The organism is Bradyrhizobium sp. P3_C3 (genome assembly GCF_056402655.1).
On sequence record NZ_JBFUGY010000013.1, the window covers coordinates 68,603 to 83,575 of the forward strand.

The 14,973-nt window shown below is 65.2% G+C and carries 12 protein-coding genes; 7 read left to right on the plus strand and 5 right to left on the minus strand.

The genetic code is table 11. From position 1 onward, the window contains the following. Positions 1–12 precede the first annotated feature (12 nt). From AC1DW2_RS16615 to AC1DW2_RS16625, 3 genes are all read left to right on the plus strand, one after another. Complete coding sequence (locus AC1DW2_RS16615; RefSeq protein WP_477006612.1) at positions 13–921, plus strand: cytochrome-c peroxidase; 909 nt, start codon at positions 13–15, stop codon at positions 919–921. After that, the gene (locus AC1DW2_RS16620; RefSeq protein ID WP_477006613.1) at positions 918–3,419 is read left to right on the plus strand and encodes a two-component system VirA-like sensor kinase; all 2,502 of its coding nucleotides are present in this window, start codon (positions 918–920) and stop codon (positions 3,417–3,419) included. Before AC1DW2_RS16615 ends, AC1DW2_RS16620 begins: the two co-directional genes overlap by 4 nt. Positions 3,420–3,617: 198 nt before the next feature. Beyond that, positions 3,618–3,902, plus strand: a complete 285-nt coding sequence (locus tag AC1DW2_RS16625) for a hypothetical protein (protein ID WP_135215059.1) — start codon at positions 3,618–3,620, stop codon at positions 3,900–3,902. 54 nt (positions 3,903–3,956) lie between these two features. Here AC1DW2_RS16625 and AC1DW2_RS16630 read toward each other — a convergent pair whose 3' ends face one another. Then, positions 3,957–4,844: a VOC family protein gene (locus AC1DW2_RS16630; protein ID WP_477006614.1), complete on the minus strand. Its 888-nt coding sequence runs from the start codon at positions 4,842–4,844 to the stop codon at positions 3,957–3,959. Between the two features lie 171 nt (positions 4,845–5,015). Here AC1DW2_RS16630 and AC1DW2_RS16635 point away from each other — a divergent pair, with 171 nt between their 5' ends. From AC1DW2_RS16635 to AC1DW2_RS16650, 4 genes are all read left to right on the plus strand, one after another. Continuing rightward, on the plus strand, positions 5,016–6,203 hold the full coding sequence (locus AC1DW2_RS16635; protein WP_477006615.1) for a CaiB/BaiF CoA transferase family protein: 1,188 nt from the start codon (positions 5,016–5,018) through the stop codon (positions 6,201–6,203). Between the two features lie 105 nt (positions 6,204–6,308). After that, complete coding sequence (locus tag AC1DW2_RS16640) at positions 6,309–7,364, plus strand: LacI family DNA-binding transcriptional regulator (RefSeq protein ID WP_063984892.1); 1,056 nt, start codon at positions 6,309–6,311, stop codon at positions 7,362–7,364. 212 nt (positions 7,365–7,576) lie between these two features. Beyond that, on the plus strand, positions 7,577–8,935 hold the full coding sequence (locus AC1DW2_RS16645; protein ID WP_085404529.1) for an ABC transporter substrate-binding protein: 1,359 nt from the start codon (positions 7,577–7,579) through the stop codon (positions 8,933–8,935). Positions 8,936–9,026: 91 nt separating this feature from the next. Continuing rightward, positions 9,027–9,959: a dihydrodipicolinate synthase family protein gene (locus AC1DW2_RS16650; RefSeq protein WP_477006616.1), complete on the plus strand. Its 933-nt coding sequence runs from the start codon at positions 9,027–9,029 to the stop codon at positions 9,957–9,959. 96 nt (positions 9,960–10,055) lie between these two features. Here AC1DW2_RS16650 and AC1DW2_RS16655 read toward each other — a convergent pair whose 3' ends face one another. From AC1DW2_RS16655 to AC1DW2_RS16670, 4 genes are all read right to left on the minus strand, one after another. After that, the gene (locus AC1DW2_RS16655; RefSeq protein WP_477006617.1) at positions 10,056–10,736 is read right to left on the minus strand and encodes an SDR family NAD(P)-dependent oxidoreductase; all 681 of its coding nucleotides are present in this window, start codon (positions 10,734–10,736) and stop codon (positions 10,056–10,058) included. Positions 10,737–10,740: 4 nt separating this feature from the next. After that, a complete protein-coding gene (locus tag AC1DW2_RS16660; protein WP_477006618.1) occupies positions 10,741–11,955 on the minus strand; it encodes a sialidase family protein in 1,215 nt (404 codons plus the stop codon). After that, positions 11,952–13,379 (minus strand): sodium:solute symporter family protein, encoded by a 1,428-nt coding sequence (locus tag AC1DW2_RS16665; RefSeq protein ID WP_038944105.1) that lies wholly within the window; start codon positions 13,377–13,379, stop codon positions 11,952–11,954. Before AC1DW2_RS16665 ends, AC1DW2_RS16660 begins: the two co-directional genes overlap by 4 nt. A 293-nt stretch (positions 13,380–13,672) precedes the next feature. After that, positions 13,673–14,821, minus strand: coding sequence for an amidohydrolase (locus AC1DW2_RS16670; RefSeq protein WP_071916026.1), 1,149 nt, complete (start codon positions 14,819–14,821; stop codon positions 13,673–13,675). Positions 14,822–14,973 lie beyond the last annotated feature (152 nt).

The following is a 14,973-nucleotide window of genomic DNA, read 5'->3' on the forward strand; positions in this document are numbered from 1 at the left end:
ATTTGCGCACTGGTGCCGTGCTCTCTGAAGGTCTCTCCGGCACCGTCGCAGTCGCCGTCTGCCTTCGTGTCGGTCCGCAAGGATGAGCCCATCACGCCCATTCCGGCACCGCCGGCAATCAATCCGCTGAAGGTCAAGCTCGGCGAACGACTGTTCTCCGATCGCAGGCTGTCGCACGACAATTCACGCAGTTGCGCATCGTGTCACGATATCGCGACGAACGGCGCGAGCCCGAGGCAGCACGATGTCGGCCCCGACGGGGCGGCGATCACGCTCAACACGCTCACCGTCTTCAATGCGGCGCTCAGCTTTCGCTTCGGCTGGGAAGGAAAACTACGCAACATCGAAGCCGATACCAGGGCGTCGCTGGAAAGCCCGCGCACCATGGCGAGCAGCTCGGTCGAGATCGCAGAGAAGCTCAATGCCGATCCCGACATGCGCGAGAGCTTCTTCGCGGCTTACGGCCACCGCCCGGAGCGCGGCGATGTCGTCGACGCGCTCGCGAACTTCCAGCGCACGCTGGTCACGCCGGGCGGCAAGTTCGATCGTTGGCTGGCGGGTGACGCCGCGGCGCTGTCGGAGGACGAGCTGGGCGGCTACCAATTGTTCAAATCGCTGGGCTGCGCGTCCTGCCATCAGGGCGTCAATGTCGGCGGCAATCTGTTCCAGCGCCACGGCATATTCCACCCGCTCGCATCGCCCGAGCCGAAAATTCTGCGCGTGCCGAGCCTGCGCAACGTCGCGACCACGCCGCCGTATTTCCATGACGGCAGCGCGCCGACGCTCGATGACGCGGTTCGCAAGATGGCCTTTGCCCAATTGAACGCCACGTTGACGGAGAAGCAGGTCAAGGCGCTCGTCGCCTTTCTGAACAGTCTGACCGGCACCTATCGCGGCGCGACTGTCGGAGGCTCCCCATGAAATTTGCCCCCGCCGTGATCGGCGTAACCTGCGTGCTCGCCCTGCTGACCTGGCTGTTGTTGAACGGGCTGAACTTCAATTCGGTGCGTTACGACCGTCAGCTCCAGGCGCTTGGCGACTTCACCCGGTTCGAACGCGCGATGACCAGGGAAGTGCTGACTGCGCGCGTCGGCCTGTCGCGCAACTATGACAAGCTGGTGCAGATGACCGATGCCTATGACGACGCCCTGACGCGGCTGCGCGAAACGCCGGGTCTCAACGCCGAAGAGACCAGGGCCATCGATGTGCTGTCGGCACGCGCCCTCCGGCAGGAGGACCTGGTCGAACGGTTCAAGAGCCGCAACGCGCTGCTCCAGAACTCCTTTGCCTATTTCGGTCTGTTCAGCGACAAGCTGGCCGAGTCGGATCAGCGGGCGCTGGTCACGGCCGCCTCCGCATTGGCGGCAGCGATGCTGCGCCTGACGCTCGATACGTCGGACGTCGTGGCGCGTCAGGTCCAGGGTCGATTGGAAGAGCTGGCGCTCGTGCAAACGCCGCCGCAGGACATGGATTCGGTCCGCGCGTTGTTGATGCACGGGGAGATGCTGCATGACCTGCTGCCCGACATCGACACGATCGTGAAGACGCTCGTCGCCGAATCGAACAACCGCGAGCAGGATGCCGTATTGGCATTGATCACCAGGCGTCAGCTCGCCTCGCGGGCGTCGGCGCGCCGGGTACGCCTGTTGCAGTTCATGACGTCGCTGCTGCTGCTCTGCGGCGTGGTCTATTTCGGATTGCTATTGCACCGGCGCGCGGTCACGCTGCGCCGCCGTGCGGCGTTCGAGCACGTCATGGCCGGCATCTCGATGCGGTTCATCGATTCGAGCCGCGAGAGGATCACCGCTGACGTCGAGACCGCGCTGCAACAGCTCGCCGGATGCATCGGTGCGGATCGCGCCTATTTCGTCGGCGCGACCGGGACGACGACAAGCACCTATCGGTKGTCCCGTGACGGGATCGCATTCGAGCCGGGTTGGCCGGATCGCGCGCTGAGCCTCGCGCCACGCTTCGACGGCGGCGAAGCCGGTATCGTTTATATTCCCAAGGTCAAGGCCGCCCATCCCGACGACACGATGAACCTCCTGGAGGACGCCGGCGTCGGCGGCTGGCTGTGCGTGACGGCGGTCAGGGGACATCGCGATGAAATCCTCGGCTTCGATACCGTGCCGGCCGGGGCGCTCGCATACTGGTCCGAAGTCTCGTTGTTTCGCATGGCGTTCGACGCCATCGGCAACGCGATCCGCCGGGTGCGGCTCGAAGGCGAGAAGGAGCGCTTGCAGGCGAGCCTGCAACAGGCACGCCGCATGGAAACCCTCGGCACCTTTGCCAGCGGTATCGCCCACAACTTCAACAATATCGTCGGTGCGATTCTCGGCTATGCCGAGATCGCCGAAGCGCGAATCCGGTCAGGAGGCCGGCCGGCCGGCAGCCTTGCGGAGATCCGCCGTGCCGGCGAGCGGGCGCGAGAACTGGTCGAACAGATTCTCGGCTTCGGCCGCCGCGGCGAGGGCAGGCGGGAGCGTGTCTGCGTCAGGACCCTGATCGACGAAACCAGATCGCTGCTGGCGGCTTCGTTGCCTTCGCACGTCCAGTTCGAGGTGAACGAGTCGGCCGAAGAGGCCACCGTGATGGGCGAGCCCGCCCAGTTGCAGCAGGTGATCCTGAATCTTTGCAACAATGCGGCTCAGGCGATGACGGAGCCGGGTTGCATCGAACTCGGCATCAAGGTGCGCGATCTTCAACAGCCATTGTCGATCGGACGCAGTGAGGTCGGCCCCGGCCGCTTCACCGTGATTTCGGTCACCGATCCGGGGCCGGGAATGGACGAGGCGACGCTGGAACGGATCTTCGAGCCCTTCTTCACGACGCGCCCGGACGGCAACGGCATCGGGCTCGCAACCGTTCGCGAGATCGCGGAGCAATATGGCGGCGCCGTCGCCGTGCAGAGCGAGCCGGATGCGGGCACGCGCTTCGACGTCTGGCTGCCATCCGGCGACCCCGACGAGGCGGTGCCGGTTCAGCACAGCCCCGATCTGGCGTTCCGTGGCGCGGGCGAGACGGTGCTGGTGCTCGACACCGATCGCCGTCGCCTGTTGCGCCATGAGGAAATCCTCGCGGCGCTGGGGTATGAGCCGGTCGGGTTCACCAGGCTGGCGGAGGCGATCACCGCCTGCCGCACCGCGCAAGCACGCTTCGATGCGGCGCTGGTGTGTCACATGCCCGGAGGCTCCTCGATCGAGCTGGCGGCGGCATTGCACGCGGCGGCGCCGGCCTTGCCGATGATTCTGGCGAGCCCATCGACGCGCGAGCTGGCGGTGCCGTCGCTGGAGACGTCAGGGATCACCGAGCTCGTTCATCACCCGCTGATATCGGCGGAGCTCGCCGGCGTCCTGGCGCGGAGCGTCGCCTCGTCGGCCGCGCGACGACGCGTGAGGCGGGCCGCCGTGGCGCGGTAGAGCGTTTTCGAGCGAAGCGGAAGCCGGCTCGCGCGAAGGAAGCGCGTCAAGACAAGAATCCAGAGCTGGCGCACGACAATCGGCGATCGCGGTTGCAATGGTAACGCGATGTCGCCGCGGGCGAAATGGTCGAGTAGCCGGGACCTCCTATCCATCGCATGCGCATCGTCGCAACGTCACCGCGATAGGAGAATGATGATGTCAATCAGACTTGGCGTGACCGTCGTCGCAGCTACGTTTCTGTTCGGATCGGTTTCCAGCCTCAGGGCTGCCGGAGGCGCAAGCGCGCCTGTGACCATGTCCTCGCCTGGCAGTGTGGACGCAATGAAGTTCGCGGACCTGTCCCGGCAGGCTCCCATCGGTCACCGGCAGCCGCGACGCAGCGACGTGCCCGGGTCGACGCAAGCCTCGCCCCAAGACGCGGAGCTGCAGCGGCTCGACAGGGAGATCGACCGCCGGCTGATCATCTGCCGTGGCTGCTGATGGCCGGCCGAGGTCATGGATCGCGCGCGCCGCAAGGCGCGCGTTCGCCACTCCCTATCCCTCGTATTGATCCGGCCCCATCGCCCAGAGCGACTGATCGTGGCCGAATGCGTAATTACGGTTGTTGATCGCCGGATTGCGATTGACCATCGGCCGCATGAACATCGGATGGGTCGCGCTGCGGACCTCGTGCTCGATCGTGAAGAGATGCCTGCCGCTGTCGAGATCGACGATGTCGCAGAAGCGGTACTGGTATTGATTGTCCTCACGCGAGATCAGGTCGCGCGCCAGGAGTTTGCGGTAAGGGCCGGAGAAGTCGGTGATGTACATCTGCACATGGTGGCCGTCGTAGTCGCCCTGCGGCCGATCGGTCTCGCGGAACAACAGATGCTGGTCGCGGCCGGTTTTCACGGCGGCGACCTGGCCGTCGCCGTTTCGCAAGCTTGCGGGCATGCCCATGATCTCGGGGTAGAAGGCGCAAATCGCCTTCGCGGTGCCTTCCGGCACGTCGAACTCGACATAGGGAATGCCGAGCGCGATGCGCCCGAAGCGTGCGGCGTCCGGTTCGTAGCAGCGCAGTCGGTTGCCCCACGGACAGGTCGCCTCGACATGATCGTTGTGCTCGGCGAACGCGAACGCCGTGCCCTCGAGCTTCTTCGCGACCGACGCGAGCCGCGCCAGCAGTGCCTCGCGGCCCTCGATGACCAGCCCGACATGGCCACGCAGCACCTGCGGCCTGCCGCTCGGCAAGTGAAACTGGCTCCGTCCGGCATTGATCCACATGTTGGTGTCGGACACCATCAGGTAGGGATCGCGGGTCAGTCCAAGCCCGGTCACGTAGAACAGCGTGGCGAGGCGCTGGTCGGGGACCTGGATGTTGACGTGCTCGAAATGGATCGCGTTGCCGAGATCTTCTGCGGATCGATCGAATTGTTGCGGCATGGATGTGCTCTGGCTGGGGGACTGAGAGGTCGATACTAGAGCAGAATTTCCGCCAGCCGAAACAGTCAGGCGATCACATCTTGGGGGCAGGGGCATGATGTCCTCTGCCGCCTTGCCGTGGCGGCCAGTCCCTGTAATCTGGCGAGAACATATGAATATGGGAAGGGATCGATGGGAGGAGTTTTGGAGGGCGTGCGCGTCCTCGATTTCGGGCGCTATATCGCGGGGCCCTATTGCGCGACCTTGCTGGCCGAATTCGGCGCCGAGGTCATCCGCGTGGAAAAGCGCGACGGCAGCGAGGACCGCTTCGTGGCGCCGGTCGGCGAGGGCGGCGAAGGCGCGCTGTTTCTTCAGGTCAACCGCAACAAGAAGTGCATCACGCTCGATCCGATGAAGCCGGAAGGGCAGGAGGTGATGCGCCGCCTGATCGCGACCGCGGACGTCGTTGTCGCCAATCTGCCGCCGCAGACCCTGCGCGCGATGAAGCTCGACTACGACTCCTTGAAGGCGATCAAGCCCGACATCATCCTGACGACCGCCACCGCGTTCGGCGGGCCGGGGCCATGGTCCGACCGCGTCGGCTTCGATGGCGTCGGCCAAGTCATGTCGGGCTCGGTCTACATGACCGGTGCCGGCGACCCGCCATATCGGGCCGCGGTGAACTGGGTCGATTTCGGCACGGCGCTGCATTGCGCGTTCGGGACGCTCGCAGCCCTGATCGAGCGCGGCAAATCCGGGCGCGGGCAGATCGTCGAGGGCGCGCTGCTCGCCACCGCGCTGTCCTTCACCAATGCCACGCTGATCGAGCAGGCGGTCATCAACGTCAACCGTGTTCCGACCGGCAATCTGGGCCAGACCGCAGCGCCGGCCGACATCTATCGCACCAGGGACGGCTGGGTGCTGTGCCAGGTCACGGGGCATCCGCTGTTCAAGCGCTGGGCGAAGCTGATGGGTGAGGAGGACCTGTGGCTGAACGATCCGCGCTTTGCCGACGACATCAGCCGCGGCAACAACGGCCCCGTCATCAGCGCGCGGATGGCGCGCTGGTGCGCCGAGCGCACCACGCAGGAGGCTGTCGACACTCTGGGCAAGGCCATGATTCCGACTGGGCCCGTGCTGAGCCCACAACAGGCGCTGGACCATCCGCATATTCGCGCCGCCGGCTTCATGCAGGAAGTCGAGTATCCCGGCCTGCCGAAACGCGCACCCGTGGCTCGTGCTGCCGTCCGGCTGTCGGAAACGCCAGGCGAGATCGCATCGCGTCCGCCGACGCTCGGCGAGCACACCGACCTCGTCCTGACTGAGCTTGGCTACGATGTGGCTGCGATTGCGACGCTTCGGCAGGGCGGGATCGTCTAGGAAGCGCGCGCGCCTCACGCCAGGAGATTTTCATTGAGGACTCCGGTGGTCGTCAATACCATGGCAAGGTATTGATCGATCAGGCGTTCGACCGACGTGGCGGGGATGGTGGCAGGTTCAAAGAGAGCGCGTGGAGGCAGCGGCCGCGTCAAGCTCGAGGAGGTCGCCCGCAAGGCCAATGTCTCGACCGCGACCGTCTCGCGCGCCTTCAACGAACCCGACAAGGTCTCCGAAGAGGTCAGGCAGCGGGTCAAGGACGCCGCACGCGCGCTGAACTGGATTCCCAACGCTGCCGGACGGGCGCTGGCCTCGCGCCGGACGCATATAGCCGGCGCCATCATCCCGACCCTGGACGATGAAATCTTCGCCCACCAGATCGGCGGCATGCAGACCGTCTTCAGCGAACGCGGCTTCACGCTGTTCCTGGGCTGCTCGAACTATGATCCGGACGAGGGCTTGCGGCAAGCCGAAGCGATGCTTGCGCGCGGTGTGGAAGCAATTGCCGTGGTCGGTGAAAATCATCCCCCCGAGCTTTTTGACGCGCTCAACTCGCGCGGCATTCCGTATGTGGTGACGTACTCCTACAACAAGCTGTCACCGCATCCGTGCATCGGCTTTGACAATCGCGCCGCGTTCAGCCGCATGACGGAGCATCTGCTGTCGCTCGGCCATCGCCGGTTTGCCGCCATCTTCCAGCCCGACACCAACAACGACCGCGTGAAGGACAGGCTTCGCGGCGTCAGCGAAGCGCTCGCGGCCGCGGGTTTGGAAATCGCGGCACAGGATCTGATGATGGGTCCCTCGACACTGGAGTTCGGCGCGGCCAGCTTTGCCGGATTGATGACGCAAGCCGTCGACGTCCGGCCGACCGCGATCGTTTGCGGCAACGACAATCTGGCGCTCGGTGCGTTGATGGCTGCGCGGGAATGCGGCCTGGACGCGCCCGGGGATTTTTCGATCACCGGCTTCGATGATCTTGCGATTTCATCGCGCTTTTCTCCGGGGCTTACGACGATGAAGGTCGACAATCAGGAGATCGGCGTCCTCGCGGCCAACGAGCTTCTCGCCGTGATCGCGGGCCGGCAAGCGCAGGCGCAGTCCCGCGAAGTCGTGCCTGTTTTGAAAATCCGCGACAGCGCAGGTCACGCCAGGGGCGCCTGATCCCGCAGAGAGCGGTCGTCTCTTCGATAGCGCGCCTGGTCCCGCCAGGAGGGCTGCTTCCCTCTCAAAGGGCCGCTTGACTCCTCATATGTAAGCGCTTACATAGCCGCGTTTTAAACGCCATGAGAGCAACCGGCGGGCCCCTCGCCGGATGAGACGGAGAGGAAACGACAATGCGGAATAGCGTTTTGCGGTGGGCCAGAAACTGTTCGATGGCGGTTTCGCTGCTCTTGCCGATGATGGGAACGGCGAGCCCGGCAGCCGCCGAGGAGAAGCTCGTCGTCTGGTGGAACAAGGGCTACTACAAGGCCGAGGAAGACGCGCTGCTCGCCGTCATCAAGAAGTTCGAGGCCAAGACCGGGGTCAAGGTCGAGCTGTCGCAATATGCGACGCAGGACATGATGCCGAAGCTGGTGGCGGCGCTCGATGCCGGCAGTCCGCCCGACGTGACCTATGCGGACACCTACCATTTCCAGGGCGCCGGCAAGTGGGCCTCCGAAGGCAAGCTGGTCGATCTCGGCTCCGTGCTCGCACCGATCAAGGGCGAGTTCTCCCCGCAGTCGCTCGAAACGGTCATGCTGTACAACGACAAGACCAAGGCGAAGGCCTACTACGCCTTCCCGCTGAAGCAGGCGACGCTGCATCTGCATTATTGGAAGGACATGCTGGAGGAGGGAGGTCTCAAGGAGACCGACATCCCGAAGGACTGGAAGGGCTATTGGTCGTTCTGGTGTGACAAGGCGCAACCGGCCGTGCGCAAGGCGTCCGGCAAGCGCATCTACGGCGTCGGCCATCCGATGGGCGTCGACGCCACCGACAGCTTCATCTCGTTCCTGGTGTTCATGGACGCCTACAACGTCGTGCTGGTCGACGACAACGGCAAGCTCCTGGTCGACGATCCCAAGGTGAAGGCGGGCCTCGTCGCCGCCATGACGGACTATGTCGAGTTCGCCGCGAAAGGCTGCACGCCGCAATCGGCGACGAGCTGGAAGGATCCCGACAACAACGTCGCCTTCCACAACAAGACGACGATCATGACGCACAATTCGACGGTTTCGCTCCCCGGCAAATGGCTCGACGACGCCGGCAACGAGACGCTCACCGCCGAGCAGCGCGACGAAGCCAAGAAGAACTATAATGACCGCATCCGCACCATGGTCTGGCCCAACAAGCCGGATGGTACGCCGGTCCACACCCGCGCCTCCGTGGTGGTCGGCCTGATCTTCGAGCAGGCCAAGAACAAGGACCGCGCCAAGGAGTTCGTCTCGTTCCTGCTGCGCGACGAGAACCTCCAGCCCTATGTCGAAGGCGCCCTCGGTCGCTGGTTCCCGGTCAAGACGGCCGCACAGAAGTCCGCCTTCTGGGACGGCGACGTTCATCGCCGCGCCGTGCGCGACCAGTTCTTCGCCGGTGTCGGCGGCTACGAGATGAGCAAGAACTACAAGTTCACCACCCTCAACAACGAGAACGTCTGGATGAAGGCCGTGAACGCCATCGTCACCAACAAGGTGCCGGTCGACAAGGCCGTCGACGACATGATCGCGCGCATCAAGGAAGTGGCCGGCAACTGACCGCCGGCCCGAACAGCTACGCTCACGCGTTGCAAGACGCGTGAGCGGCAGGCTCCTGCCTGTCAACAATTTCAACCCTGGGAGCCGATTTGTGACCGCAACCATCAAGGGCATCATTCCGGTGATGCTGACGCCGTTCACCGAAGCCGACGCGATCGACTATGCGGGCCTCGAAAAGCTCGTCGAATGGTACATTGCCAATGGCGCGGATGCGCTGTTCGCCGTGGCCCAGTCGAGCGAGATGCAGTTTTTGAGCCTCGAGGAGCGCGTCGCGCTGGCGCGCTTCGTCGTGCGGCAGGCGGCGGGCCGGGTGCCCGTCATCGCGTCAGGCCACGTCAGTGAATCCCGCGACGATCAAGTGACCGAGCTGACCTCCATCGCCGCGACCGGCGTGGACGGACTGGTGCTGGTGACGAACCGGTTCGATCCGAAGGGGCAGGGCGGAACGGTCTTCATGGACAATCTGCGCCATCTGCTCGACGCGCTGCCCGCCGATCTTCCGCTCGGCCTCTACGAATGTCCCGCGCCGTTCCGGCGGCTCATGTCCGACGACGAGCTGGCGTTCTGTGCCGAGAGCGGGCGCTTCGCGATCCTCAAGGACGTGTCCTGCGACCTCGAGACCGTGAAGCGTCGCGTGGCGCTGACGAAAAACTCCTCGCTCGCCATCGTCAATGCCAATGCGGCGATCGCCTTCGACGCCATCAGAAGCGGATCCGCCGGCTTCACCGGCGTGTTCACGAACTTCCATCCCGATCTCTACAAATGGCTGTTGACCGACAGCGCGCGGCATCCGGCGCTGGCGGACGATCTCTCCGTCTATCTCGCGCTCGCGGCGATGGCCGAGCCGATGGGATATCCCAAGCTGGCCAAGCTGTACCATCAGAGGCTCGGCACGTTCGCCTGCGCCCACAGCCGGACCATCGATTTCGACATCCGTGAGCGCTTCTGGGCGCTCGATGCACTGCTCGACAAGATCATGCAGGGGCAGGCGAGCTTCCGCGCAAGGATCGCGGCCACGCGCTGATCGCCGTAATTGCCAATCTCGATGATGTGAGGGCAACCGCCGCGCGAGGGCTGTCCCTCGCGCAATTGCGGGCCGACCGTGATTGCGGCCGTGCGCCTAGAACGAGCTGCCGCCGCAGATGACGAGCTGCTGTCCGGTGATGGCCGCAGCCTCCGGCGAAAGCAGGAACGCCACTGCGTGCGCGACTTCCTCCGGGCGAATGAAGCGGCCGATCGGGGGCAGTTTTGGTGCGACATTGGCGCGGGTCGGGTCTTTCAGCATCGGCGTCTCGGTTGCGGCGGGCGCAACGACGTTGACCGTGACGCCGCGCGGCGCAAGCTCGATGGCCCAGGACCGCGCGAGCGCAACCAGTGCCGCTTTGGTCGCGGCATATTGACCGCGGCCGGCCGCGCCCGAGGCGGTGCGGCTGCCGATGAGGACGATGCGTCCTCCTTTCGGCAAGCGCGGCGCCAGCGCGTCGGCGAGACGCGCGGCGACATCGACATGCAGTCGCCACATCGCGGCGCCGTCGTCATGGTCGAGCGATCCGAGCTCGCCGACCTTGAGCATGCCGGCCGCGTGAACGAGCGCGGTTGGCGCGACGCCTGCGACGGCGTTTGCGATGCTATCGACTTCCCCGAGATCGAGAGAGAGGTGATCGAAGGCCGGATGGTCGAATGGCGCGGGACGCCGGCTGATGCCGGTGACGCGCCAGCCATCGCGCAGCAGCCGTTCGACGATCGCAGCGCCGATCCCTGAGCTGGCGCCCGTGACGAGCGCGTGCGGCCTTTTGTCCATGCTCTCAGTCCCGGATGGCGCGCTTCACCCATGGCTCGGTCACGCGCACATATTTGATCGCGCGGCGATGGAAGGTGAAGGCCATGTGGATCGCCCCGTCGGCGGTCTCCTTGACCGAAGGATAGGACAGTTCGCGATTGGTCTGATCGCGTGAATTGTTGGTCATGCAAAAGCCGTCACCGGTCTCGACGTTGCGTTTGCTCCACGTCCGCCCGCCATCGGCGGAGACGGCCAGCGTCATCGGCGCCCGCGGCGCGCCCCAGAACGCGGTGCGTTCGTCCGTCGTCTTGCCGTCGCCGGCGAGCACGGGCGGCAAATCGTCCTCGATCTCGTCGTAGAGCGAGAGGCGGCGCCCGGTCGCATCCCTGGCGCTGGAGTCGTTGAAGACCAGCGCGAGATGACCGTTGCCAAGCCGCGTGACCTGGATCGAGGAGTTGTTGTTGGGCAGCACGGTCTGGACCGGCGCCAACCAGGTGCGGCCATGATCGGTGGATCGGCTCTGATAGATGTTGTCCGCCCAGCGGCTGCGGTAAAGGGCGATCAGCGAACCGTCGTCGAGGCGCGCGATGCACATATGCACGCAGCCGCGGCTGCCGGGGACGTCGATGTCGCGCCAGGTCGCGCCGGAATCGGACGAGATCTTCACCGCGCTGGTGTCCTCGTCGCCGTTCCATTTCCGACCCGGGGTGCTGTGGCAATAGAACACGGGCAGCAGCCAGTCGCCATTGTCGAGCACGACGATCGGCTGCCGGATGAAGGTGCCGCGGCCGCGCTGCTCGGGAAACAGCGTCTCGATCGGGCCCCAGTTCTTGCCGTTGTCGCGGGAGAGGCGGCGGCGGATCAGCGCGGTGTCCTGGTTTCCCGCCAGCTGCGCCGTCCACATCAGCCACAGCGTGCCGTCAGGTGCGGGAAACAGCACCGGGTTCTGCTCCGAACGTCCGTTGTCGTCGGACAGCTTTTTGGCGGGAGACCACTGCGTCGCGCCGCGGGGCAGGCGCGAAAAATAGACCGAGATGTCCGACATGCCCTCCTGCGTGCCGCCGAACCAGACGCAGGCCAGATCGCCGTTCGCGAGCGGCATCAGATTGGCGGCGTGGTTCTGCACGCAAGGCGAGGGAATGAAAGCGTCGGACCGGTCGGGATCGCCGGCGGCCGGGCGAACGACGCCATCGGCGGCGGTCCCGACGTCGGCGGTCACGATCCCGGTATCGATGATCATGTCGAAGTCCTTTCCATCAATGCATTTGGCTGCGGCGTCGTGGCGGCGGCCGGAGCGCGGCCCATCACCAGGCGCTCGACCGCCATCACCACCAGCGGCGTCGCGGCCGCGACATACATGTTGTCGATGCCGAAGGGGTTTCCGAGCATGTACCAGGCCGTCGTCGAGATCGCGGCGCCGATCAGGCCCGCGGTGGCGCCGCGGTTGCTGGCAAACAGCGGCAGATAGAAGCCCATCATCGCGATGATGGTGATCGACAGGCGCAGCGCGCGCGTGAAGAACGACAGCTTGAGGATTTCAGGAATGAAGAAGACGAAGACCAGCGGTGCAATGCCGATCGCCACCGAGAACAGGCGGGTCATCTTCAGCTCCCGCTCCGGCGTTGGCTTCCAGTAGGGGACGTAGAAGTCGCGGACCACCAGCGAGGCGATCGCGAGCGCCACCGTGCAGACGCTGACGAAGATCGAGGCGACGAGCGAGGTCGTCACGAAAGCCGAGGCCAGCGGCGGCATCTTCTCCAAAAACACCGGCAGCGCGTAGAGGCTGTTCATGTCGGGATAGAGGAATTTCGCGGAGACGCCGATCAAGGCGAGCAGGAATCCGAGCGGCAGGCAGAACGCCGCCGCATAGAAGGTGGCCCTGCGCGCGTCATCGGCGCTCGGCGTCGATGAGATCGCCTGCACGATGAACTGGGTCGAGAAGATCGCGCCGACGGTGCCAAAGGTCCAGGCGAAGATGGTCGCAAAGCCGATCTTGCCGTCCCAGCTGAAGTAATAGGCGGGCAGCTTGGCCTGGATCGGCGCGATGCCGCCGGTCAGCGACATCGCAACCGAGAATATGATGACGATACCGACGACCTTGATGGCGCTGTGCAGGATCGTCACCCAGGCGACGCCCTTCAGCCCGCCGAACACGTAGTAGAAGGTGCTGACCACGGCGATGATGCACATCGCAACAGGCATGCTGACATGCAGTGCGGTGGCGATTGCGGCCGCGCCGCTCACATAGTTGCCGACGTTCACGAGCAGCAGCGCGTAGATCATGATCACCGACACCGTGAGCATGGTCGACTTGCCGTATTTCTGCGCGATCGCCGCCGAGATGGTGTATTCGCCGGAACTGTAGAGCTTCTTCACCATCAGGAACCCGAACAGCAGGAAGCCGATCGAGGCGCCGAGCACGGCCCACCCCGCCGCCATGCCCGACTGAAACGCTTCCTGCGCCGTGCCGACGGTCGATTTGGCGCCGACGAATTCGGACATCATCAGCACGCCGACGACCACCGCCGGCATCGCGCGTGCGCCCGTCATGAACTGATCGCTGGTCCTGCTGCGCAGCCTGAACGTGAGCCAGGACGTGAAGGCGATGTAGGCGACGATCATCGCGACGATGAGCGTGCTGTCGCCATTGAGGATGGCTTGCATCGATGACGTTTCCTCTGGTGGCGCGGATGCGGTGTTGTGAGCCCGCTTGATCCCGCTGCATATTGTTCGGAATACGAACAATTGTTCTTTAATTTCATTATTCCTGCCCGCACGTCCCGCGTCAAGCGCGCGCAGCGGTGCGGTGCTGCAACGCGCCCGGTCGGGCAGTCATCGCCGCTGCATGTTCAAAGGGTTGCAGGCCAAAGAAAAAGTGTCGGTGGGACAGTGCGGCGGGACGGTCGGCGCACGGCCGACGTCATGCGCAGGGAATCCGAGGCCCTGCCGTTCCGGGGTCAGTTCGACTTCAGCGCCACCTTGGCGACCTCGGCCATCCAGCTCGAGGCGACCGGCAAAATCGCGTCGTTGAAATCGTAGCGCGGGCCGTGCAGCTCGGCGCCGTCGCGCAATTCACCGTTGCCGATCCAGGCGAAGGCGCCGGGGCACTGCTTGAGGAAGAAGGCAAAATCCTCGCCGGCCATGCTCGGCGCGAGATCGCGTCGCACCTCGGTCTGCACCCTCTCCGCTGCGAGGCGCGCCAGGCCCGCCTCGGCCGGCGTGTTGACCACCACGCCGACACCCATGACGATTTCGGGCGTGACCTTGACGCCGAAGGTCGTTGCAATGCCTGCGCAGACCTCTCCGATCCGCGCCAGGATGACATCCTTCACCGCGTCGCGATGATACCGCAGCGTGCCGCCGATGGTGACGCGTCCCGCGATCTGGTTGCGCGCCGTGCCGCCTTCGAGCGTACACAGCGAGAGCACGGCGGTGTCGAGCGGATCGATGCTGCGCGACACGACCGATTGCAGCGCCACGATCAGGTGTCCCGCCGCCATGACGGGATCGCGGGTCAGATGCGGCATGCCGGCATGTCCGGCATGGCCGTCGATGGTGATGCTGACGCGTCCGCCGGAGGCCATCACGACGCCGTCGTGGACCGCAATGGTGCCGGCTGCGAGCCCGGGCCAGTTGTGGAAGCCGAACACCCGCGTCATCGGAAAGCGGTCGAACAGGCCCGCCCCGACCATCGCGCGCGCGCCGCCAAGGCCTTCCTCGGCCGGCTGGAAGATGAAGTCGACGGTGCCGCTCCAGCTGGTGTCGGCCACCAGCAGCGCGGCCGCGCCGAGCAGCGAGGCGGTGTGCCCGTCATGACCGCAGGCATGCATCACGCCTGATGTCGTCGAGGCGTAGGGCAGGCCGGTGTCCTCGGTGATCGGCAGCGCGTCCATGTCGGCGCGCAGGCCGACGCGGCCCTGCGCCGCCCCTCGCGTCAGCGTCGCAACGACGCCGTGGCCGCCGATGCCCGCTTCGAAGGGAATGCCGAGCTCGGTGAGCTTCTCCTGCACGAAGGCCGAGGTGGCCTTCTCGTGGAGGCCCAGTTCCGGGTGGGCATGTAGATGCCGGCGCCACTGGGTCAGTTTCTGGTGCAGCTCGGGGGGCAAGGCGGGGATCTTTCGCAAGGAGGCCGGCTAATGCCAGCATAGCCGAATATTGAGCCGACCCGTCAAGCGCCTGCGAATGTCTCGCGTGCAGCAACATCGTCATGGCCGGGCATAGCCGTCCGAAGGACGGCGTCGCTTCCGCTCGCCATAGC